A 21,834-nucleotide genomic window follows, 5' to 3' on the forward strand; every position below is an offset into this window, starting at 1 on the left:
CACCGGACCCGCGGCGACCGGAGGGGTCGGCACGCGGCGCGCCCGACGGGGCGCGACGATCACGGTGTCAGCGCGAGGACTGCGCGGTACCGGTGATCGACTGCAAGGCTGCTCGTTCCGTCGGGGACCCCCGTGTCCGCCACCCGTGCTGCCGGTCGGTCTCCCGCCCCGGCGGCCCCGCGTGACGACGAGGTGTCACCCACCGTAGGGGTGACGCCGCTCCTCGGCAAGAGGTGACAGGCTGGGGGCATGCCGGAGAACCTGCTGCCGAACCCGACCGCGAACCCCGCGACACTGCTGCCGGAGGAGCCCGAGGTGACCGCCGCGCTCGCCGCCGACGCCCCGGTGTCGAGCGTCGTCGTGTCGCACCCGTCCTCGAGCCTGGCGTGGGCGCTCCTCGCCGACGAGGCCTGGGCGCGCGGCGCGACCCTGGAGTCCTACGCCTACGCCCGCGTCGGGTACCACCGCGGCCTCGACGCCCTGCGGAAGGCGGGCTGGCGCGGTGCCGGGCCGGTGCCGTGGTCGCACGAGCCGAACCGCGGCGTGCTCCGTGCGCTGTTCGCCCTGCGCCGCGCGGCGTCCGCGATCGAGGAGCCGGGCGAGCCCGAGCGCCTGACGGAGTTCCTCGACGCGTCGGACCCGGAGGTACTGCGCGCCCTCTCCGCGGGGGAGTAGCCCGGCCGCCGCGCGGCCGTGCGCCGCGGCGCTGCGGGCCGCAGCACAACGCGAAGCACCTCGCGCCACGGAAGCCCGTGGCGCGAGGTGCTCCCGGTTGTGCGCGAGCAGGTCGCACCACGGAGCGCCGTGCCCCGCCGCCCGCTGCCCGCGCGCCGCTGCCCGCGCGCCGCCGCCCGCGCGGCGCCGGCGGCGCTAGCCCAGCACCACGCTCCACGAGAATGCCTGCGGCCACAGCTGGTGCTCCGGCAGCACGTCGAGCCCGCACGCCCGCGACCCCAGCCCGTGCTGCGCCGCGTCGAGGTACAGGTACGCGTGCTCCGGCGTCGGCAGCTCGTACGGGTGCATCGCACGCCCGAGCTCCTGCGCGGTCCACGGCGAGAGCGTGAAGCCCGCCCGGTGCGCCCCGACGGTCGACACCGTGAACGGCCCGACCGACAGCGTCCGCAGCTCCGGCCGGTGTCCGGTCTCCTGCGGCATCGAGTAGTCCACGGTCAGCGCCCGCACCGGCGCACTGAACCGTCCGACCCGAGCGGCCCGCGACGAGTCCGCGTACGACTCCGCCGGTCCGGTCCCGAACCACGAGGCATCGTCGTCGAGCACCGACGCCGGCAGGTCGAACCGCACGCCGATCCGCGGCCAGGTGACGTCCCACGCCCCGAACGGCACCGAGTCGGTCTGCAGCAGCAGTCCGTCGTCGGTCAGGGTCCAGCGGTGCGTGACGTCGACGCCCCACCCGCTGTTCGCCGCGGCGACCCGGACCCGTTGCTCCAGCCCGTGCTCGCTGCGGGTCACGGACACGAGCCGGTGCGTCAGCCGGTCGAGCCCGCGTGCACGCCAGCGGACCGCCGACGCGGGAGCGGTGGGGTCGCCGACGCCCTTCGTCAGCACCGGGTCGGCCGTCTCGTAACCGCCCTGCGAGGCCAGGCTGTCGTTGTCCGTCGGCGCCCGCCACAGCTCGAGACGCGGCCCGGCGACCTCGTGCCCCTTCCAGGACACCAGGTCACCGCGCGCGGTGAAGGTGCCCTCGCCGAGACGGTCGCCGTCCCAGCCCTGCCGGGAGGCCCGGGGCACGTCCGCCGCGCGGCTCGCCACGAGCCGCTGCGTGCGTGCGACGACGTGGCCGGTGTCCGCCCACGCGGTCGGCCCCGCCAGTTCCGCCGTCACGTCGAACCACAGCTCGTCGCCGGGGGCCAGCGACCCGGTGTCCGCGGCGGCCGCGAGCACCTCGTCGGGCACCGGGACGGTCGCCGACTGCCGCGCCGCGACGACGCCCGGGGTGAAGCGGCCGCCAGACTCCTCGACGCCGTTCCGCGACAGGGTCCAGCGGAAGCGCAGCCCCGCGGTCGAGGCGGAGTGGTACCGGTTCTCGACGAGCACGGTGGTGTCCGACACCGAGAACCGGATCGGGGCGACGACGGCCGCGAACTCCGCCAGCCCGGGGGTCGGGGTGTCGTCGGGCAGCACGAGGCCGTCCATCACGAAGTTCCCGTCGTGCACGACCTCGCCGAAGTCGCCGCCGTACGCGTAGTAGTCCTCACCTGACGCGGTCTGTGCGAGGAGCCCGTGGTCCCGCCACTCCCAGACGAACCCGCCGTGCAGTCGCGGGTACGTGTCGACCAGGTCCTCGTACTCCTGGATCTGCCCCGGTCCGTTGCCCATGGCGTGGACGTACTCGCAGTGCAGGAACGGCTTCGACCGCTGCCGCGCGGCCTCGGCCGGACCGCAGCCGAGCAGCGGGGTCTCCGGGCCGCCGCCGATCGACTCGGTCTCCTGCAGCGTCGGGTACATCCGCGAGTACACGTCGGTGTAGGCGCCGGTGTAGTCGCCCTCGTAGTGCACGGGGCGCTCGTCGTCGCGGTCGTGCACCCACTGCGACATCGCCGCGAGGTTCCGCCCGGTGCCGGACTCGTTGCCGAGCGACCACATCACGATCGACGCGTGGTTCTTGTCGCGCTCGACGGTCCGGGCGATGCGGTCGAGGTACGCCTCGCGCCAGGCCGGGTCGTCGGAGGGGTTCCCGACCCAGTCGGTGAACAGGAAGCCGTGGGTCTCGAGGTCGCACTCCAGGACCACCCAGAACCCGAGCTCGTCGGCCAGGTCGAGCACGCGGGGGTGCGGCGGGTAGTGCGAGGTGCGGATGGCGTTGACGTTGTTCCGCTTCATGAGCGCCATGTCCGCGCGGGCGTGCTCCTCGTCGAAGACGCGACCGCGCACGGGGTGGGTCTCGTGCCGGTTCACGCCGTGGAACACCACGCGCTCGCCGTTCACCAGGAACCGGTCGCCCTCGATCGACACCGTGCGGAAGCCGAGGCGCAGCGAGACGGTCTCGCCGCCCGAACGGCCGCCGGCGTCGGTGCCGGTGGAGACGGTCGCGTCGTACAGCCTCGGGACCTCGGCGCTCCACGGCTCGACGCCCTCGAGCGTGATCGGCGCGACCTGGTCGGCTGATGCCCACGTCACGTCGACGTCGAGCTCCGGCACCCGGAAGCGCACCGGGAACGCGGCGTCGAGTGTCGGGAACGTGATCGTCCCGGAGCCGGTCTCCGGCCGTCCTGACGCCGCCGTGCCGGCCGTGGCGGCGTTGCCGATCGTCGCGGTCCAGCCGGCGCGGACGAACACGTCGTCGATCGGTGCGGTCGGTCGGGCGAGCAGGGTGACGCTCCGGAAGATGCCGGGCAGCCACCACTGGTCCTGGTCCTCGAGGTACGAGGCCGCCGACCACTGGTGCACCCGCACGAGCAGCTCGTTCGACCCGGGCACGAGCAGGTCGCTCACGTCGAACTCGGTCGCGAGCCGCGATCCCGTCGACCACCCGACGAGGGAGCCGTTCAGCCACACCCGGAAGTGCGACTCGACCCCGTCGAAGCGGAGCAGCACCCGAGCCGCGCCGTCGAACGTCGAGGGCACCTCGAACGTGCGGCGGTGGTCACCGGTCGGGTTCTCCTCCGGCGGGTGCGGCGGGTCGATCGGGAACGGGTACTGCAGGTTGGTGTAGCTCGGCGCGCCGTGCCCGTGCAGGACCCAGTGCGACGGCACGGGGAGGCTGCCCCACCCGTCCTCCACCCCCGGGAGCGGGACGTCCGCGACCGGCGACCACCGGAAGTCCCACTCCCCGTCGAGCGACAGGGACGGGGCGTCGGTGTGCAACCAGGCCCGCGGCGCGAGCCGGGTGTCCGAACCCGGTGCGGTCGAGGCCAGCGCACCGAGCGCATCGGGCGTGGTGCTGGTGGAGGACGAGTGAGCAGCGATGGTCAACCCTTGACCGATCCTTCCGTGAGGCCCCCGCGCCAGAAGCGCTGCAGGACGATGATCGCGATCACCAGCGGGATCACCGAGACGAGCACGCCGCCGGTGGTGAGCTGGTAGAACTCTGGCAGACGATCGACCTGTGCCCGCCAGTTGTTGAGTCCCAGTGTGATCGGGTAGAGCTTCTGGTCCGCCAGCATGATGAGCGGCAGGAAGAAGTTGTTCCAGATGCCGACCACTTGGAACAGGAACACGGTCACGAGCGCCGGCGTCATCTGACGGAGCACGATCGTGTGGAAGATCCGCAGCTCCCCGGCGCCGTCGATGCGTGCCTGCTCGAGCAGCGCGGTGTCGACCGAGGCCGCCGCGTACACCCGGCACAGGAACAGGCCGAACGGCGAGACGAGGCTCGGGATGAGCACGCTCCAGTAGGTGTCCGTCAGGCCCATGGTCGAGAAGAGCAGGAACAGCGGCAGCGCCGTCGCGGTCCCCGGCACGAGCACGCCGCCGAGGATCGTGCCGAACACGAGCTGGCGCCCGCGGAACTCGTACTTCGCGAGCGCGTACCCGCCGGCAGCGGCGAAGTACGTCGCCAGGACCGCGCCGACACCCGAGTACAGGATGCTGTTCGCGATCCAGCGGACGAAGATGCCGCCGTCGTACGAGAACACCTGCTGGATGTTGCTGAACAGCGCGAACTCGCCGCCGAACCAGAACCCGTTCGTCGCGAACAGGGCGCCGGTGGTCTTCGTCGCTGCGATGACGACCCAGTACAGCGGCACCAGGAAGTAGACCGCGACGATGACCAGGATCGCCGTCACGACGATCTGCGAGCGGGGGGAGCGGTCGAGCTTCCGGCGCTGGTGCGCCGTGATCGACGTGGTGTCGACGGGCTCGGCGGCCTGCTTGGTCACCGGCGCCTCGATGGCTTCACTGGTCATGCTTCCGCCCCCTTGCTGTCGGCCTGGAGGCGCGGCGCGGCTCCGGTGGTGGTGCTGCGGTCCGCGACGCCGGTGGCGGGTCGCGACCCGGTGGCGGACGTGCCGCGCGTCTGGAGCGCACGCCGTGCCTCCAGGCCGTCGCGCTTGGCCCGCTTCCTCTGGTCGCGCTCGTTCTTGGGCGCGCGGTTCGTCAGCGCGAGGAACGCGAACGACAGGATGAACGCGGCCAGCGCGATGATCACGGCCTGCGCGCTCGCGACGCCGTACTCGTTGAACGCGAACGCGTTCGTGTACGCGGCGTAGTTCGGCGTGTACTCGGTGTCGATGGCCGGCGCGACCGTCGACAGGATCTGCGGCTCGGCGAAGAGCTGCAGCGTGCCGATGATCGAGAAGACCGTCGTGAGCACCAGGGCCGGCGCGATGAGCGGGATCTGGATCCGCCACGCCACCTGGAAGGCGTTCGCGCCGTCCATCTTCGCGGCCTCGTAGACCTCGCCGGGGATCGACTTGAGCTGCGCCACGATGATGAGCATGTTGTAGCCCGTGTACGTCCACGTGACGATGTTCGCGATCGACCAGAGCACGCTGTTCGCGCCGAGGAAGTCCGGCTGCAGCCCCATCGACTGCAGCAGCGACACGATCGGCGACAGGCCGGGCACGTAGAGGAACGACCACAGGATCGTCGCGATGACGCCGGGGACGCCGTACGGCATGAAGTAGACCGCGCGGAAGAAGGCGGGCCAGCGGGCGCTCGCCGACTCGAGCAGCAGCGCGAGGATCGTGCAGAGGACGATCATCACCGGCACCTGCACGATGCCGAACAGGAGCATGCGCCAGATCGAGCCGACGAAGCCGGCGTCGTTCAGGGCGGTGACGTAGTTGTCGAACCCGGCGAAGCGGCCGGTGACGCCGTCCTCGCCGAACAGGCCCTCGCGGTCGACGGTCGTGAAGCTCTGGAAGAGCGCACTGATGATCGGGATGATGAACGTCAGGACGAACAGGGCGAGGAACGGGGCGAGCAGGATCCACGGGGCACGCTTCTGGGCGCTCGTGGCCTTGGTGCTCGTGCGGAAGCCGGATCCGGGCTGCGTGGCGGTCATCGTGCGGTCCTGACGCTGAGGCCCTTGTCCTTGAAGGACTGGACGATCTCCTGCTGGGCGAGCTCGACCGCGTCGGTGAGCTTGAGCCCACCGGTGAGCTTGCGGCGGAACTGGTTCTGCAGGCTGGTGAAGGCCGACTGGGTCACGGGCGACCACGACCACTCCAGGTTCTGCTCCTTGGCCGAGGGGGCGAAGACCTCCTCGTTGTAGTTCTGCCCGGAGAACCACTCGGACGGCTGCTGGCGCGCTTTGCCGATGTAGTCCTTGGCCGGCGACCACCCGATGCCGCAGTACTTGATCATCGCGTCGACGCCCTCCTTCGAGGTGGTCATCCACGTGATGAACTCGAGCGCCTCCTTCGGGTGCTCCGCGTTCGCCAGCACGGCGGCCGTCGAACCACCGATCGAGCTCGAGCCGTAGCCGGTGTCGCCCCACGTCTGCATCGGCGCGACCTTCCACTTGCCCTCGCCGCCCTGCACGGACTGGATGAGGGCGTCGCCCCAGCTCGCGCTCGTGACGGCGGCGATCTTGCCGCTCGCTGCGGCCGCGTACCAACCGGGGGAGTAGGCGCCGGCGCTGGTGTCGACCAACTCGTCGTCGATCACCCCGTCGAAGAACTCGGCGACCATCATGGTCTTGTCGTCGGTCATGTCGACGACCCACGCGTCGCCGTCCGTCCTGAACCAGCGCGCGCCGGCCTGCTGCGCGTACGCGGCGAAGGGCGATGCGTCGGCGACCGGGAACACCTCGAGGTAGTTCCCGTTGCCCGTCCCGCGCACCTTGTCGGCGAGGTCGCGCCACTCGTCCCACGTCGTCGGGGGCTGGCCGCCGGCCTGCTCGAGGATCGCGGTCTGGTAGTAGAAGCCCATCGGGCCGGTGTCCTGCGGGATGCCGTAGACGCCGTCGACGAACTCGACCTGCGACCACGCTGCCTCGTCGTACTTCGACTGCACGTCCTTCGCGCCGTACCGGGCGAGGTCGACCAGGCCGTTGGCGAGCATGAACTCCGGGATCTGCCGGAACTCGACCTGCCCGATGTCCGGACCACCCCCGGCCGCGAGCGCGGAGTACATCTTCTGGTACCCGCCCGCGTTGCCCCCGGGGATCCAGTTCGCGGTCACCTGGATGCGCGGGTTCTTCGCGTTCCAGACGTCACAGACCTTCTGCAGGTCCTTGAGCCACGCCCAGTAGGTGATCTGGACGGTCTCGCTCCCGGCGGCCGCGGGGACCAGCGGCGCCCGGTTGACGTTCGTCGACCCGGGCACGGCGCACCCGGCGAGCAACCCCGCCGCAGCTGTTCCGAGTCCGAGTCCGAGCAGGTTCCGTCGCGACAGGACGGTTCTCGATGGGATGGGTGTCATCACGGCTCCGGTTCGTCGTTGAGCGGGGTCGGAGCCAGCAAAGCACGAAACCGAGCGATGCTGTGCATTCCCGCAGTATCCACAGAACGTCGTGACCGAACCGTGGCCGGGCCCGGTCGGTCGCGCGGTCTGCCGACAGTGCGAGCGCTGCTGGCTCCGGTCTCCGCCGCTGGCTGCGTGTTCGCTCCGATCTCCGAACGTGGTCAGTACGGAGCGCGCACCGTGGACGGACGCAGAACACCGAAGCCGCAGGCGGCCCGACAGCGTCGTCGGCGGCACTGATGCAAAGGGGCAGGCGATGACCGATCGCGGGAACAGCACGCACGGACCGGAGCTCGACGACCAGCTCGCGCACGAGGCGCAGAGCATCGTCCAGGGACACGGCAGCAACGCGCACGTCGAGGAGTTCCGGCAGTCCGAACCGGTGCCCGACGACACCGACGACGCCGAGACGGTCACGGCCTCCGGGTACGGCGGCGAGCTCGAGGGTTCGCTGCAGGACGATGCCACCGACACGACCGCGGACGGGTCCGGCTCCGATGCCGTCTTCACGACCGAGACCGACGAGGAGGGCGAGCGCTGATGGCCCAGACCACCCGCGAGACCAGCGCCCTGCAGCCCGAGGTCGTCCAGGCGCTCCAGACACCGGGCACCTGGACGTGGGCCTACGTCGATGCTTCGGGCAACCGCGAGGACCCACGGCGCATCGCCGCGCTGCAGCGCCGGACCGTGTCGGACGCGCTCGCCGGGCAGGGCTGCTCGGAGCGTGCCGCGCAGATCATCGAGGAGGAGCTCGTCGAGCAGCCCGGTGTCCCCGCACCGGTCGCCCGGTACGTGCTCGTCCGCGACGACGAACTCGTGCTGAGCGAGGTGCTCCCGGGGCACCTGCACGGGCAGGAGTCCGTCGGCACCGGCGCCGTCCCCGACCTGCTGCCCCTGCTCGCTCACCGGCCCTTCGACCTGCCCTTCCTGGTCGTCACCGTCGGACGCGAGGGCGGCGGGTTCCGCAGCTACCGACTCGGGCACGCACCCACCGGCGCCGCCGAGGACGAACAGCGCGTGCAGGGCCGCACCGACACCCTGCACAAGGCGAAGTCCGGCGCCGGGTGGAAGCAGCCGCACTGGCACCAGCACGCCGAGGAGATCTGGAAGCAGACCGCCGGCGAGGTCGCGGCAGCGATCGAGGAGACCGTCCGCGCGACCTCGCCCCGCCTGATCGTGCTCGCCGGGGACATCCGCGCCCGGGAACTCCTGCGCGGCGAGCTCTCCACGTCGACGCGCGCACTGGTCACCGAGGTCGCCGTCGACCCGCGCGCCGACGATGCCTCCGAGAAGGCGCTGGTGCAGCACGTCGACCTCGCGCTCGCCCGGGCCCTTGCGTCGCGGCGGCACGACGTGCAGGACCTGCTCCGCACGCACGAGGGCCGCGGGGACAACGAGAGCGTCAGTGGGCTCGGGTCCGTCGTGTCCGCGCTGCAGCAGGCGCAGGCAGCGGTCGTCGCGCTCGACGCCGGAGCCCTCGGCGACCGGACGCTCCACGCGCTCGACGCCGCACCGTGGGTCGCCACCGCTCCCGAACAGGCCGCCGGTGCCTCGGTGCTCGGGCAGGTGCCCGCCGTGTGCGCCCTGGTCCGCGCGATCGTCCTGACCGACGCCGAACTCGTGCTGGTCAACGCCGCGTCGCTGCCGAGCGGTGCCCCCGCGTCCGCGCTCCTGCGCTGGCCCGTCGGCCCCGCGGTCCCCGCCTGACCCGGCCGTCCGTCTCGTAGAACGCAACGTGGGCGGCTCCGCGCAGCGACATCCCGCTGCGAGGAGTCGCTCCCGTTGCGTCTTGCGGGGGTGCGGGCGCGCCGGACCGGACGCGTCAGTCGTGGGAGCGGTCGGTGCGCGGCACGATCGGGAGCGCGAGCAGGGGCAGCGCGGCCACGATCGCGAACGACGCCGCGAAGCCGAGCACCCCGACGAGCGCGCCGACGCCCGGACCCACGGCGCTCGCCGCGATGAACTGCCCCGTGTTCTGCGCCCCGAGCGCCCGGCCCGACCACGCGGGACCCGCCGCCTCGGCGACCGAGGTGTACGCCAGGCCGTTGTCCGCGACCGTGACGCTCGTGGCCACCACGAGGAACACGGCCGCGGCCGCCAGGTGCGACACGTCGACGAGTGCGAGCACGCCCATCACGACCGCAGCCGCGACGGCGACGATCCGCAGCGGCCCGACCCGGGAACCCGCGCGGTCGCTCCAGGCCCCGACGAGGATCCGCCCGACGGCGCCGACGAACTGCGACGCCCCGACGAGGAGCCCGGCGGCGGGGGTCGACCACCCGAGGCCCACGAGCCAGACCAGGCCGTAGGTCGAGAGCGTGAACTGCGGCACCACGAGCAGCACGGACACCAGGTGCACCCGCCACAGGAAGCCCGAGGCGCGGTAGGGGTTCACCCGCGCAGCGGCACCGGCGTCGGACCCGCGCGCCGCACGAGGCGGGTCCGCGATGCCGACGGCGCACAGCACGGTGAGCACGGCGCACAGCACGAACGGCAGCACCAGAGCGCTCCGGATGCCGTCCGTCTCGGCGAGCACCGGCACGGTCACCGCGGCGAGCGTCACCCCGAGCGGCTGCGACATCTGCCGGATGCCCATCGCCAGGCCCCGGCGCTCCTTCGGGAACCACCCGACCACGACGCGGCCGCTCGCGGCGTTCGTCGACGCACTCGTCATGCCGGCGGCCAGGAACGCGAAGCCGAGCAGCAGCGGGTCTCCGGCCGTGACCCACGCGGCGACGACGGTCAGCGTGGTGAGCGCTAGACCGCCGGCGATCACCACGCGCTCGCCGACCCGATCCGTCACCGCGCCCCAGGCGATCAGCGTGAGGACGAGGCCGATCGTCGGCGCGGCGGCGAACAGCCCCGCCGACGCGAACGGCATCCCCTGCGCCAGCAGGTGCGGGATGAGCAGCGCCGGCGCGGACACGACGAGGGTCCCTGCGGCCTGCGCGGCGACGCCGAGCGCGAGCATCGTCCACGCCCTGGCGGGGACGACGGCCGGAGCTGCGGTGGAGGTCTGCGCGGGCACGGCGGTCCGATCGGGGAGCGGTTGGTGTACCAGGACGGTATACCAACAGCGGTCGATCTGCACTACGCTGGTCCGCCGTGACCGAGACGACCGAGACCGCCGTGCCCGTGTCGCAGACGAGCCAGCTCTACGACAACCTGCGCGCGGCGATCCTCACCCTCGACATCGCCCCCGGGGAGCGCATCTCGGAGCGCGGACTCGAGGGGCGCTTCCACGCCTCACGGACCCCCGTGCGCGCAGCGTTGTCGCGGCTCGAGCGCGAGGGGCTGATCCTCCACGAGGGGCGGACCTGGACGGTCACGCCGATCGACCTCGACGAGATCGCCTCGCTCGCGGAGCTCCGCGGCGTGCTCGAACCCGCCGCCGCGCGCCTCGCCGTCGAGCGTGCCTCGGCCGAGCAGCTCGACGAGGTCCGAGCGCACCTCGACGAGCTCCGGAGTACCCCCGACCGCGAGGCCGGGATCCGCATGGGCTCGACGTTCCACGTCGACCTCGCGGCACTCGGTGGCAACCGCTTCGTCACCGACGCCATCGCCGACGCGCTCACCCGGCTCGAGCGGACACGGTGGATCGAGGTCCGCACCGCCGAGGCGCGCGAGGCCGCGTGGGACGAGCACAGCGCGATCCTCGACGCCGTGCGCTCCGGAGCGGCCGACCGTGCCGCTGAGCTGCTCGCAGCCCACGTCGCCGGGACCAACGACCGTCTGCTCGCGTTCATCGCCCAGGAGCGACGGCGCCTGCGCGGCGCGGGCATGGCGATCGTCGGCAGCCCGGAGCTGCTCGGCGAGGGTGAGCCTGCCGCCATCCAGCCGGACTGACCACCGGGCGCACCGATCACCAGTCACACACGAGGCGCCGGCCAGGACGCACCAGCCAGGGGGGACCGGCCGGACCGACGAGGCGGACTCGACCCGTGCCTCCCGGCCGGTCAGGCCCTGGTCGTGGGTTCCTCGGACCCGTCGATGCCCTGGGCGGACGACGCCGCCCCGTGCTCGGTGTGGTCGAGGAGCGCGTCGCGCACCTCGGCCTCGTCGGTGGTGAGTCGGATGGCGTGCTTGCTGCCGGACCGCGTCTGCTGGGACATCGAGAGTTCCTCCTGTGTGCGTGGGCACCGTCGTGGTGCGCTTCCTCACGGGACGTTCTGAGGTCGCAACAGTCTGCGCCCGCCCGTCCGCGGAACGCAAGGGTGTCGGCCAGCCTGTGGAGGAGTGGGAGCCGGGCCCGTGCCTAGGATGGTCCGGCCGCGCACCGGCGCGGAGGCCGGGGTGGACGTCGGACGGGAGGCACGGCATGAGCGCGCAGCGCACCGCACCTCCCACGGTCTACGACGTCGCGTCCCAGGCCGGCGTCTCCATCGCCACCGTCTCCCGCGTGCTCCGCACGCCCGACGCGGTCCGCGAGGGCACCCGTGACCGGGTGCAGGCGGCGATCCGGAGCCTCGGCTACGTACCGTCCGGCAACGCACGGGCGCTGGCCGGCAAGCGGACCGGCGTGGTCGGTCTGCTGCTGCCCGGGTTCGACGTCGTGCCGGACGAGCGACCCGACCTCGTCACCGACGGGGGCGTCCGCGTGGTCGACGACCGCCGGCACGTCACGCAGCCGTTCTCCTCGAACCTGTACTTCGACGAGGTCCTGCGCGGCGCCGAGACCGAGGCGTGGCAACGGGGACTCGCCCTCATGGTGGCCGCTGGGCGAGGGTCCTCGCGGGACGTCATCGTGAACGACGTCGCGGGCCGCGTCGACGGCCTGGCGGTGCTCGCGCAGACGGTGCCCGACGACCTGCTCGAGCACGTCGCCCGACGCATCCCGGTCGTGGTGCTGGCGGACGACCGTCGCTCGCACGGCTTCGACTCGGTGAGCGTCGACAACGCCGCGGGCATGCGCACGCTGGCGTCGCACGTGATCGGTCGGCTCGGGATCCGGTCGCTGGCGTACCTCGCGGGGCCGATCGACTCCCCGGACGACATGGAGCGGTCGGCGGGCTTCCGGCAGGCGCTCGCTGACCACGGACTGGCGGCGTCGGACGTCCGGGTGGTGCACGGCGACTTCGGGCGTGCGCGCGCTCGTGAGCTCGCGTCGGCCCTGTTCGACGGTACCGCGATACCGCGCGCGGTGATCTGCTCGAACGACCAGTCCGCGCTCGGCGTGCTCGACGCCGCCGGAGCGCGGGGGCTGCGGGTGCCCGAGGACGTCGTGGTGACCGGCTTCGACGGCATCGACGCAGGACGGTTCTCGGCGCCGCCCCTGACGACGGTGCACCAGCCGATGGGGGAGCTCGGGCGCGCGGCCGTCCGGGCGATCGTCGACCGGTTCGAGCGGCGCGAGGGGCCTCCGCGGGCCGTGCGGCTGCCGGTCGAGGTGCTGCTGCGCGAGAGCTGCCCGCCCGCGATGTAGGGCGGTCGCCGGGTCGGGGCCTGGCCGTCGAGCGGCGCCGAGCGGGCCCGATCTGTCACGTTCGGGTCCTCCTGCCGACGGATCGCACCCGCGCGCGAGACATGAGCGGCATGTCGTGCACGCTCGTCGCGCGACGCGATGCGATGCGATGCGATGCGATGCGATGCGATGCGATGACGACGGCGACCGGCCGATCGTGTGCTGCCCGCCGGCGCGCTCGGGGGCGCCGGCGTTCCGCCCCGGCACGGAACCCACGTGTTGCGGAGCGTGATGTAAGCGCATACATTGGGCGCAGCACCCACTCGACACGGAGGTCGACCGAGCAATGACGCTTCCCCCACAGCGCACGCGCGGGCACCGCGACCCGCGCCCGGACGGACGGCGGACGCCACCGGCGCCCCGCACCCCCACCCGACGCCGCGGCCGCATCGCCGCCGCCATCGCCGGACTCGCCGTCGTGGCCCTCGTGGCCACCGGCTGCAGTGTCCAGGTCCGCTCCCAGCCGGACCCGAGCATCGGCAAGGACACGATGCTCATCAACGCGGACCGGGGCAACCCGCTGTTCGACCGCAACTTCAACCCGTACATCCCGAACGCCCGCACCGCGAGCAAGTGGATGTACGAGCCGCTCATCGAGATCAACCCCCTCGACGGCAAGGGCATCCCGTGGCTCGCGAGCTCGTGGGAGCTCCCGGACGCCCGGACGATCGACATGACGATCCGGAAGGGCGTCGAGTGGTCCGACGGAACGAAGTTCACGCCCGAGGACGTCCTCTTCACGTTCGACCTGCTCAAGAAGTTCCCGGCGATGGACGTCAAGGGCGCCTGGCAGCACATCGACCGCATCGAGCGGAAGGGCGACCACCTCGTCTTCCACCTCAACGGCGACGACGTCCCGAGCCTCAACATCATCGGCGCGACGTACATCCTCCCCGAGCACCACTACGGCGGGGTGAAGGACCCGGTCACCTGGCGCGACCCGAACCCGGTCGGCACCGGCCCGTTCGTGCTCGGCAACTACTCCGACCAGCAGTACTCGATGGACAAGAACCCGACCTACTGGCAGGCCGACAAGATCGCGATCGAGCACCTGGTCCTGCCCGCGACGAACACGCAGCTCGACACCGTCACCCGCGGCTACGACTGGGCGTACTCGTTCATCTCGGACGTCAAGGGCACGTGGGGTGCCGCGTCCGACACGAACCAGTGGTGGTTCCCGGCCGGCGGCGTGATCGGGCTCATCCCGAACCTGACGAAGGCGCCGTACGACGACGTCAACGTGCGCAAGGGCATCTCCTACGCACTCGACCGCGACGGCATCGCCGAGACCGCCTCCGAGGGCAACCTCAGCGCCGCGGGCCAGACCGGCCTGATCCTGCCGAACCAGGAGCAGTACCTCGACCCGTCGATCCCCGACAAGGGGATGATCACGCAGGACACCGACCGCGCCCTCGCCGAGTTCGCGAAGTCCGGCTACGTGCAGCAGGGCGGCAAGCTCGTCAAGGACGGCAAGCAGCTCGAGATCAACCTCATGACCGCGAACGGCTACTCGGACTGGCTCCGGGCCGCACAGCAGGTGCAGCGCGACCTCGGGAAGATCGGCGTGAAGGTGCAGATCCAGGCACCGCAGCCCGCCGGCTACCAGCAGAACATCAACAACGGCAAGTTCGACATGGCGATGGGTGGCATGGGGAACGGCGACGTCTTCCAGGCCTACAACTCGCTGCTGTCGAGCGACTTCTACCAGCCGGTCGGCAAGTCGACGGTGAACAACTTCGAGCGGTACCGGAACGCCGACACCCAGAAGCTCCTCGACGAGTACCGCGGGACGACCGACCGCGCCGAGCAGCAGCAGATCCTGAACCAGCTGCAGGCGATCGTGTACGACGACCTGCCCGTGATCGGCATGTACTACGGCGGGCTCTGGGGTCTGTTCAACACCGGCAAGTTCGTCGGGTGGCCGAGCGCGGAGGACCCGTACATGGCGCCGCAGAACTACGACTCCGCACCGCTGCTCATCTTCACGAAGCTCCGACTCCGTGACAGTGAGGCCGGCCGGAAGATCCTCGAGGAGCAGGCCAAGTGAAGTACATCCTGCAGAAACTCGTCCTCTTCGTCCTGACCCTCTGGGCCGCGGTCACGCTGAACTTCGTGCTCCCGCGCCTCATGCCGGGCAGCCCGTCCGACGCGGCGCTCGCGAAGCTCAGCCAGAACGGCCCGGTCACCGACGCCACGAAGAAGGCCATCGAGGCCCAGCTCGGCGTCCCCTCCGGCAACCTCTGGGACCAGTACGTCAGCTACCTGCACCAGGTCGTCACCCTCGACTTCGGCACGAGCTACACGTTCTACCCGCAGCCCGTCGGCGACCTCGTCGGCCGCGCGCTGCCGTACACGCTCGTGCTCGTCGGCACGGTGACCATCCTGGCGTTCGTCATCGGCACGCTGATCGGGGTCGCGGCGGCGTGGAAGCGCGGGACCTGGCTCGACTCGCTCCCGACGCTCTCGGGCAGCTTCATGTCGACGTTCCCGTACTTCTGGACGGCGCTCCTGCTGCTGTTCTTCCTCGGCTACGTCCTGCACTGGTTCCCGACGACCGGGGCGTCGTCCGCGACGAGCGTCCCGGGCTGGAACGGCACGTACATCGGCGACGTCCTGCGGCACGCGATCCTGCCGGCGGTGACGATCCTGGTGACGAGCCTCGGCGGCTGGATCATCGGCATGCGCAACGCGATGATCAACACCCTCGGCGACGACTACGTGACCTTCGCCGAGGCGAACGGCCTCCGTGGTCGCACGGTGGCCGTCCGCTACGCCGCGCGGAACGCCATCCTGCCGAACCTGACCGGCTTCGGCCTGGCGCTCGGTGGCGTGGTCGGTGGCTCGGTGCTGGTCGAGCAGGTGTTCGGCTACCCGGGCATCGGCTACCTGCTGTTCAACGCCGTGATCGGGCAGGACTACCCGCTCATGCAGGCCCTCTTCCTGATGATCACCGTGTCGGTGCTCATCGCCAACTTCATCGTGGACGTCCTCTACGGCGTCCTGGACCCGAGGACGCGCCGATGACCAACACGCGCACACCCAACGAGACCGTCGCCGTACGGACCCAAGACGAGCAACAGCAGAACAACGACCAGCAAGCCCCCTCCAAGTGGAGGGCGGCAGCACGCCAGTTCGGCGTCGTCTGGAGCAACACGAAGGCCCGCGTCGGCCTGTGCATCCTCGGCTTCTTCGTCCTCGTGGCGATCGCCGCCCCGCTCCTCGCCCCGTACGGCGGCAGCCAGAACGGCTTCGAGCGGAACGCCGACGCCAGCTGGGCGCACTGGATGGGCACCACCGCCGCCGGCGAGGACGTCCTCTCCCAACTGATCTACGGCGCCCGGGTCTCCGTGCTCGTCGGCGCGGTCGCGGGCTTCCTGTCCACGCTCGTCGCCGTCGCGATCGGCCTGAGCTGGGGCTACATCCGCGGCTGGGTCGCCGAGGTCATCGGCTTCATCGTGAACCTGTTCCTCGTCATCCCGGGCCTGCCGCTCATGATCGTCATCGCGGCCTACCTGCAGAACGGCGGCATCGCGGTGATCATCGCCGTGATCGTCGTCACCGGCTGGGCCTGGGGTGCGCGCGTGCTCCGCAGCCAGACGCAGTCGCTCCGCAGCCGCGACTTCGTCACCGCCGCACAGTTCTCCGGCGACGGCGCGACGCGCATCGTGTTCCGCGAGATCCTGCCGAACATGACGTCCCTGATCGTCGGCAGCTTCTTCGGTGCCGCGACGAGCGCGATCCTCGCCGAGGCGGGCCTCGAGTTCCTCGGACTCGGCGACTCGTCGATCGTCAGCTGGGGCACGATCCTCTACTGGGCGCAGAACTCGAACGCGCTGCTCACCGGTCAGTGGATCCTGCTGTTCGCCCCGGGTCTCTGCATCGCCCTGCTGGCGATGAGCCTCACCCTGATCAACTTCGGCGTCGATGCCGTGTCCAACCCGCGGCTGCGCGAGGGCGCGCGCCGCAAGAAGGAGGCAGCAGCATGAGCGGCCAGACACCCGACGTGACCGGCGACGGTCTGGAGGCCCGTGGCGGCACCGCCACGCGCCTCCCGTCCGACGGCACCCAGACCGACGTCCTGCTCGACGTCCGCGACCTGTCCGTCGTCTACGAGTCGGCCGGCCAGACGGCCGTCCAGGCCGTCGACCACGTCTCGTTCAGCCTGCGCAAGGGGGAGTTCGTCGGCCTGGTCGGGGAGTCCGGCTCGGGCAAGTCGACCCTCGGCTACGCGTTGACCCGGCTGCAGAAGCCGCCGGCGCGCACCAACGGCGGCAGCATCGTGTTCGGCGGGGCCGACATCCGTGACCTCGACGACGAGGCCCTGCGCCGCCAGCGCCAGGGTGGCTTCGCGATGGTGCTGCAGTCCGGCATGAACGCGCTGAACCCGGTGCGCACGGTGCGCAACCACTTCATCGACGTGTTCAAGGCCCACGGGCACGTGCCGCGTGAGCGGTGGGACGCCCGGATGCGGGAGCTGATCGGCAAGGTCAAGCTGCCCGAGACGATGCTCGCGCGGTACCCGGGCGAGCTCTCCGGCGGCATGCGGCAGCGCGTCTCGATCGCCCTCGCCCTGTCGCTCGAGCCGCAGCTCATGGTGTTCGACGAGCCGACCACGGCCCTCGACGTCCTCGTGCAGCACGCGGTGATGGACACGATCATCGAACTGCAGCGCTCCGAGGGCTTCACGGCGATCCTCATCAGCCACGACCTCGGCATCGTCCTCGAGGCCACCGAGCGCGTGCTCGTCATGCACGAGGGGCGGATCGTCGAGGACGGCCGATCGCTCGAGGTCCTCCGCGACCCGCAGGACGACTACACGAAGATGCTGCTGTCGCACTACGCGGACCCGCGCGCTGAGGTCGTGTCGCTGCCCGGTTTCCCGGACCGGTCGCTGCGCTCGTCCGAGGGCGCGACCCGCCAGGAGACCACGTCCTCGTTCAGCACCGTCGGGTCCCGCGAGCGCAGCGCCGCCCGCAACCCGATCGTCGTCGACCACCTCGTCAAGACGTACCCGGCGCCCCGCCGCGGCGAGCAGCCCGTGCAGGCCGTCCGCGACGTGTCGTTCACCCTCGAGCCGGGGCAGTCGCTCGCCCTCGTCGGCCAGTCCGGCTCGGGCAAGTCGACCATCGCGAAGATGCTCACCGGCGTCGAGCAGCCGACCAGCGGCACGGTGCGGTTCGGTGACACGGACGTGGCCAAGCTCGGGCGGCGAGGGCTCAAGGACCTGCGCTCCGAGGTGCAGATGGTGTTCCAGGACCCGTACGCGGCGCTCAACCCGCTGCACACGGTGGAGTACATCCTGTCCCGGCCGATCGCGAACTACACCGGACTCCGCGGACGTGATGCCCGGCGCCGGATGCTCGAGATCCTCGAGACCGTGGGCCTGACGCCCGTCGAGCAGTTCGCGCAGAAGCTCCCGCACCAGCTGTCCGGTGGGCAGCGGCAGCGCGTGGTCATCGCCCGGGCGCTCGCGAGCGACCCGCAGGTGATCATCGCCGACGAGCCCGTCTCGATGCTCGACGTCACGCTGCGCGCCGGCGTGCTCGCGCTGCTCGAGGACCTCCGCGAGCAGTGGGGTGTGTCGCTCCTCTACATCACGCACGACCTGCTGAGCGCCCGGCTCATCACGGACGACATCATGGTGCTGCACGACGGCGCCGTGGTCGAGCGGGGCCGGACGGCCGAGGTGCTGCAGCACCCGCAGGACGACTACACGGTCGCGCTGCTGGACGCGGTGCCGAACCCGCGGCGGACACTGCTCGCATGACCACCGTGCACGAGTTCCCGTCCGTCCCGGCCTTCGGGCACCTCCCCACGCCCGAGGGCGTCGACGTCGTCGGCATCGACCTGCCCGTCGGGCGGCTCACCGCCTACCGGGTGGTCCCGTCCGGACCGTCGAAGGGCGTCGTGCTCGTCGTCCCCGGGTACACCGGCTCGAAGGAGGACTGGCGCACCTTCATGCCGCTCCTGCGCGAGGCCGGCTGGACCGCCGTCGCGATCAGCCGCCGGGGCCAGGCGGACTCCGCGGCGCCCGACACCCCCTCGGAGTACTCGCTCGACGAGGAGGCTGCCGACGTCGTCCGGGTCGCCGCACTGCTCGACGACGGCGCGCCCGTGCACCTGATCGGCCACTCGCTCGGCGGCGTGATCGCCCGGGCAGCAGCCATCGCGTCGCCGCACGCGTTCCGCAGCGTCGTGCAGTTCTGCTCCGGCCCGTACGGCTGGCCCTACCGCAAGGTCACCGAGCTGACGATCCTGCACGACACCGGCGGCAACCTCCGCCAGCTGTTCGACGCGACGAACCCCCTCTGGGCCGGGCGTCCGGACGAGGACCTCCCCGACGACGTCCGGATGGTCCGCGACCGCTTCGACGCGACGAGCCCCCTGAGCGTCGTCGCCGGTGGGCACGTCCTCGAGGACCACACCGACTCGTCCGCCGAACTCCGCGCGACCGGCCTGCCGGTCCTCGTGGCGCACGGCGAGTGGGACGGCGCCTGGCCGATCCCGTGGCAGCGGCAGATGGCCGAGGACACCGGCGCCCGCTACGAGGTCGTCGCCACGAGCTACCACGGCCCCCACGTCGAGAACCCCGCCGCGACCATCGCGCTCTTCGACGACTTCCTCGGCCGGCACGCACCGGCTCGCACCTGAAAGGCTCCATCATCACCACGCTGCAGTTCCCCGACGGCTTCCTCTGGGGTGCCGCCACCGCCGCCCACCAGATCGAGGGCAACAACGTCAACTCGAACTGGTGGGTGCACGAGCACGAACCCGACACCACCATCGTCGAACCCTCCGGCGACGCCGCGGACAGCTACCACCGGTACCGCGAGGACATCCGCATCGCCGCCGACCTCGGCCTGAACTCCTACCGGTTCAGCATCGAGTGGGCCCGCATCGAGCCCGAGCGCGGTCACGTCTCCCGCGCCGAGGTCGACCACTACCGCCGCATGGTCGAGGCCTGCCACGAGGTCGGCATCGAACCGATCGTCACCCTGATGCACTTCACCGTGCCGCGCTGGTTCGAGCGCGACGGCTTCTGGCGCGCCGACGACGCCGCCGACCTGTTCGCCCGCTACACCGAGGCCGCGCTCCCCGTCGTGCAGGACGGCGTCCGCTACGTCTGCACGATCAACGAGCCGAACATCGCGGCGATGCTCGCCGGCGGAGAGGACGCCGCAAACCTGGTCGCCTACGGCCTGCCGAACCCGGACCTGCACGTGGCGGACCAGCTGCTCGCGTCGCACAAGCGGTCCCGCGAGGTCCTGTCGCAGGTGTCCGGCATCCAGTCCGGCTGGACCATCGCCACGCAGGCGTTCCGCGCGAACGGCGAGCCCGGCTCCGAGGAGATGCTCCGCGAGTACGGCTACCCGCGCGACGACTGGTACCTCGAGCAGGCCGCCGGCGACGACTTCCTCGGCGTGCAGGCGTACACCCGCACGTTCATCGGCGCCTCGGGCCCGGTGCCGGTCGAGGACGACGTCGAGACGACCCTCACCGGGTGGGAGTTCTACCCGGAGGCCTCGGCCGACGGGCTCCGCAGCGCCTGGGAGCTCTCCGGCCACGTGCCGCTGATGATCACCGAGAACGGCATCGCCACCGCGGACGACTCCCGCCGGGTCGCGTACACGCAGGGCGCCCTCGAGGGGATCCACCGCTGCATCGAGGACGGCATCGAGGTCCTCGGCTACCAGCACTGGTCCCTCCTCGACAACTACGAGTGGGCGTCCGGCTACCGCCCGACGTTCGGGCTCGTCGCGTGGGACCGCGAGACCTTCGCGCGGACGCCGAAGGACTCGGCCCGGTGGTACGGGAAGGTCGCGCAGGCGAACGCGCTCGAGACCCGTCGCGACTGACGCGACCCCCTGACGGACTGGAGGCGGGGGGGGCCCGCGGGCCCCCCCCCCCCCCCCCGGGCGGCCCGCCCCCCCCCCCGGCGGGGGGGGGGGGGGGGGCCCCCGGCCCCCCCCCGCCTCCAGTCCGTCCAGGGGCCCCTCGGTCAACGGGTCGCCTCATCGCTCGAGGGATCGTCGGCAACGTGGGCCTCGCCGATCGCGTGCGCGTCGAACCAGGCGAGCAGCACCTCCTCCGCCTTGCGCGACCCGCGCTCGCGGGCGATGTCGAGCGCCGTCCGCCCCTCGGCGTCGAGCAGGGTGACGTCCGCGCCGCGTTCGATGAGTGCCTCGGTCGTGCCGCGCCGGTCGAACCAGGCGGCGGCGTGCAGCGGGGCGAAGCCCCATCGCGGGTCGACCTCGTCGATGCCGGTCGGGTCCGCGCCGAACCCGTCGAGCTCGAGTGAGAGCCCACCGACGTCACCGTGACCCGCAGCGCGCACCGCGGGGGCGGCCCACTCGAGCCAGCCGTCCGGCACCGGGCCGTGCCAGCCGTGGGTGGGGCGCGCCTCCAGGTCGGACCACGCCGACTCGGCGACGGGGCGGACCTCGATCACCACGTCACGGAAGTGCACCGCGAGCTCACCGGTGGGGGAGAGCAGCAGGCGGAGCTCCCAGACGTCGGCGTCGACGTGCGCGATCTCGCCGCGGGAGACCTGCACGTCGCCGGCGAGGACCGCGAGCGGTGCGGTGTCCTCGGGCTCGAGCACCGCGCGGTGGAACTCGAGCGTCACACGGGCGTGGTTCCAGCGGCGCCAGAGGCCGTCCGGTGTGTCGAGGACCTCGTCGGTCCGGACCACGAGGACGGCCCGGACGGTGCGGGTCGGCGCCTCGTCGATGCCGGCGGTGTCCGGGGTGCCGGTCGGGGTCGTGGTCTCGGTCTCGTGCCACGCGGCGATGCGGGCCTCGTTCCACGTCACGGACGCGAGGGCCGCGACGGACGGGGGTGCGTCGGTGACCAGGCGGGCGAGGTGCTCGGCGTAGCCCTCGACGTCCTCGAGGGAGACGTACCCGACCCCGGGCCAGCCCACTCGACTCCATCGCACGGACATCAGCATACTCGGCGGGGTCTCGTATACCACTGTAACACATCTACGCCACATTCAGTACGGT

17 protein-coding genes and 1 pseudogene are annotated in these 21,834 nt (G+C 71.6%); 11 read left to right on the top strand and 7 right to left on the bottom strand.

The annotated features are described in order from the left end of the window. Positions 1-249: 249 nt before the first annotated feature. The gene (locus tag ACIPEQ_RS04725) at positions 250-675 is read left to right on the top strand and encodes a DUF3151 domain-containing protein (RefSeq protein WP_402714279.1); all 426 of its coding nucleotides are present in this window, start codon (positions 250-252) and stop codon (positions 673-675) included. A 195-nt stretch (positions 676-870) separates the two neighbouring features. On the opposite strand, the gene ACIPEQ_RS04730 is transcribed toward ACIPEQ_RS04725, so the two are convergent. The 4 genes and pseudogenes from ACIPEQ_RS04730 to ACIPEQ_RS04745 all read right to left on the bottom strand — a co-directional run bounded on the left by ACIPEQ_RS04730 (position 871) and on the right by ACIPEQ_RS04745 (position 7,326). Beyond that, the gene (locus ACIPEQ_RS04730) at positions 871-3,927 is read right to left on the bottom strand and encodes a glycoside hydrolase family 2 TIM barrel-domain containing protein (protein WP_402714801.1); all 3,057 of its coding nucleotides are present in this window, start codon (positions 3,925-3,927) and stop codon (positions 871-873) included. Between the two features lie 2 nt (positions 3,928-3,929). Next, complete coding sequence (locus tag ACIPEQ_RS04735; RefSeq protein ID WP_209676590.1) at positions 3,930-4,838, bottom strand: carbohydrate ABC transporter permease; 909 nt, start codon at positions 4,836-4,838, stop codon at positions 3,930-3,932. 209 nt (positions 4,839-5,047) lie between these two features. After that, a pseudogene (locus ACIPEQ_RS04740) lies at positions 5,048-5,965 on the bottom strand (carbohydrate ABC transporter permease); the annotation flags it as partial. Beyond that, positions 5,962-7,326: an ABC transporter substrate-binding protein gene (locus tag ACIPEQ_RS04745; protein WP_402714280.1), complete on the bottom strand. Its 1,365-nt coding sequence runs from the start codon at positions 7,324-7,326 to the stop codon at positions 5,962-5,964. The gene ACIPEQ_RS04745 and the pseudogene ACIPEQ_RS04740, both read right to left, overlap by 4 nt. 298 nt (positions 7,327-7,624) lie before the next feature. On the opposite strand from ACIPEQ_RS04745, the gene ACIPEQ_RS04750 reads away from it, so the two are divergent. Both ACIPEQ_RS04750 and ACIPEQ_RS04755 read left to right on the top strand, forming a co-directional pair. Then, on the top strand, positions 7,625-7,909 hold the full coding sequence (locus ACIPEQ_RS04750) for a hypothetical protein (RefSeq protein WP_402714281.1): 285 nt from the start codon (positions 7,625-7,627) through the stop codon (positions 7,907-7,909). Next, the gene (locus ACIPEQ_RS04755; RefSeq protein ID WP_402714282.1) at positions 7,909-9,075 is read left to right on the top strand and encodes a Vms1/Ankzf1 family peptidyl-tRNA hydrolase; all 1,167 of its coding nucleotides are present in this window, start codon (positions 7,909-7,911) and stop codon (positions 9,073-9,075) included. The genes ACIPEQ_RS04750 and ACIPEQ_RS04755 overlap by 1 nt, the downstream gene beginning before the upstream one ends. Positions 9,076-9,190: 115 nt before the next feature. Here ACIPEQ_RS04755 and ACIPEQ_RS04760 read toward each other — a convergent pair whose 3' ends face one another. After that, positions 9,191-10,339 carry an MFS transporter gene (locus ACIPEQ_RS04760; protein ID WP_402714802.1) on the bottom strand — a complete coding sequence of 383 codons (1,149 nt, stop codon included), beginning with the start codon at positions 10,337-10,339 and terminating at the stop codon, positions 9,191-9,193. Between the two features lie 134 nt (positions 10,340-10,473). Here ACIPEQ_RS04760 and ACIPEQ_RS04765 point away from each other — a divergent pair, with 134 nt between their 5' ends. Then, a complete protein-coding gene (locus tag ACIPEQ_RS04765; RefSeq protein WP_402714283.1) occupies positions 10,474-11,214 on the top strand; it encodes a GntR family transcriptional regulator in 741 nt (246 codons plus the stop codon). Between the two features lie 110 nt (positions 11,215-11,324). Here the strand turns inward: ACIPEQ_RS04765 and ACIPEQ_RS04770 are convergent, their stop codons facing one another. Next, positions 11,325-11,480 (bottom strand): hypothetical protein, encoded by a 156-nt coding sequence (locus ACIPEQ_RS04770; RefSeq protein WP_402714284.1) that lies wholly within the window; start codon positions 11,478-11,480, stop codon positions 11,325-11,327. 206 nt (positions 11,481-11,686) lie between these two features. On the opposite strand from ACIPEQ_RS04770, the gene ACIPEQ_RS04775 reads away from it, so the two are divergent. The 7 genes from ACIPEQ_RS04775 (at position 11,687) to ACIPEQ_RS04805 (ending at position 20,685) form a co-directional block, all read left to right on the top strand. After that, positions 11,687-12,790: a LacI family DNA-binding transcriptional regulator gene (locus ACIPEQ_RS04775; RefSeq protein ID WP_402714285.1), complete on the top strand. Its 1,104-nt coding sequence runs from the start codon at positions 11,687-11,689 to the stop codon at positions 12,788-12,790. Between the two features lie 325 nt (positions 12,791-13,115). Next, complete coding sequence (locus tag ACIPEQ_RS04780; protein ID WP_402714286.1) at positions 13,116-14,876, top strand: ABC transporter substrate-binding protein; 1,761 nt, start codon at positions 13,116-13,118, stop codon at positions 14,874-14,876. Then, positions 14,873-15,853: an ABC transporter permease gene (locus ACIPEQ_RS04785; RefSeq protein ID WP_111226808.1), complete on the top strand. Its 981-nt coding sequence runs from the start codon at positions 14,873-14,875 to the stop codon at positions 15,851-15,853. The genes ACIPEQ_RS04780 and ACIPEQ_RS04785 overlap by 4 nt, the downstream gene beginning before the upstream one ends. After that, positions 15,850-16,815 carry an ABC transporter permease gene (locus ACIPEQ_RS04790; RefSeq protein ID WP_402714287.1) on the top strand — a complete coding sequence of 322 codons (966 nt, stop codon included), beginning with the start codon at positions 15,850-15,852 and terminating at the stop codon, positions 16,813-16,815. Before ACIPEQ_RS04785 ends, ACIPEQ_RS04790 begins: the two co-directional genes overlap by 4 nt. After that, a complete protein-coding gene (locus ACIPEQ_RS04795; protein WP_402714288.1) occupies positions 16,812-18,596 on the top strand; it encodes an ABC transporter ATP-binding protein in 1,785 nt (594 codons plus the stop codon). The genes ACIPEQ_RS04790 and ACIPEQ_RS04795 overlap by 4 nt, the downstream gene beginning before the upstream one ends. After that, entirely contained in the window at positions 18,593-19,480 is an 888-nt protein-coding gene (locus ACIPEQ_RS04800; protein WP_402714289.1) for an alpha/beta fold hydrolase, read from the top strand. Before ACIPEQ_RS04795 ends, ACIPEQ_RS04800 begins: the two co-directional genes overlap by 4 nt. Positions 19,481-19,488: 8 nt before the next feature. Further along, complete coding sequence (locus ACIPEQ_RS04805; protein WP_402714803.1) at positions 19,489-20,685, top strand: glycoside hydrolase family 1 protein; 1,197 nt, start codon at positions 19,489-19,491, stop codon at positions 20,683-20,685. Between the two features lie 143 nt (positions 20,686-20,828). Here the strand turns inward: ACIPEQ_RS04805 and ACIPEQ_RS04810 are convergent, their stop codons facing one another. Beyond that, a complete protein-coding gene (locus tag ACIPEQ_RS04810; protein ID WP_402714290.1) occupies positions 20,829-21,767 on the bottom strand; it encodes a hypothetical protein in 939 nt (312 codons plus the stop codon). Positions 21,768-21,834 lie beyond the last annotated feature (67 nt).

It is taken from the genome of Curtobacterium sp. NPDC087080, assembly GCF_044745105.1.
Lineage (GTDB): Bacteria > Actinomycetota > Actinomycetes > Actinomycetales > Microbacteriaceae > Curtobacterium.

Bases quoted from the DNA above. Each gene is read 5' to 3' on its own strand.
- ACIPEQ_RS04725 (WP_402714279.1), top strand. From the start codon at position 250: ATGCCGGAGAACCTGCTGCCGAACCCGACCGCGAACCCCGCGACACTG.
- ACIPEQ_RS04745 (WP_402714280.1), bottom strand. From the start codon at position 7,326: ATGACACCCATCCCATCGAGAACCGTCCTGTCGCGACGGAACCTGCTC.
- ACIPEQ_RS04750 (WP_402714281.1), top strand. From the start codon at position 7,625: ATGACCGATCGCGGGAACAGCACGCACGGACCGGAGCTCGACGACCAG.
- ACIPEQ_RS04755 (WP_402714282.1), top strand. From the start codon at position 7,909: ATGGCCCAGACCACCCGCGAGACCAGCGCCCTGCAGCCCGAGGTCGTC.
- ACIPEQ_RS04760 (WP_402714802.1), bottom strand. From the start codon at position 10,339: ATGCTCGCGCTCGGCGTCGCCGCGCAGGCCGCAGGGACCCTCGTCGTG.
- ACIPEQ_RS04770 (WP_402714284.1), bottom strand. From the start codon at position 11,480: ATGTCCCAGCAGACGCGGTCCGGCAGCAAGCACGCCATCCGACTCACC.
- ACIPEQ_RS04775 (WP_402714285.1), top strand. From the start codon at position 11,687: ATGAGCGCGCAGCGCACCGCACCTCCCACGGTCTACGACGTCGCGTCC.
- ACIPEQ_RS04780 (WP_402714286.1), top strand. From the start codon at position 13,116: ATGACGCTTCCCCCACAGCGCACGCGCGGGCACCGCGACCCGCGCCCG.
- ACIPEQ_RS04790 (WP_402714287.1), top strand. From the start codon at position 15,850: ATGACCAACACGCGCACACCCAACGAGACCGTCGCCGTACGGACCCAA.
- ACIPEQ_RS04795 (WP_402714288.1), top strand. From the start codon at position 16,812: ATGAGCGGCCAGACACCCGACGTGACCGGCGACGGTCTGGAGGCCCGT.
- ACIPEQ_RS04800 (WP_402714289.1), top strand. From the start codon at position 18,593: ATGACCACCGTGCACGAGTTCCCGTCCGTCCCGGCCTTCGGGCACCTC.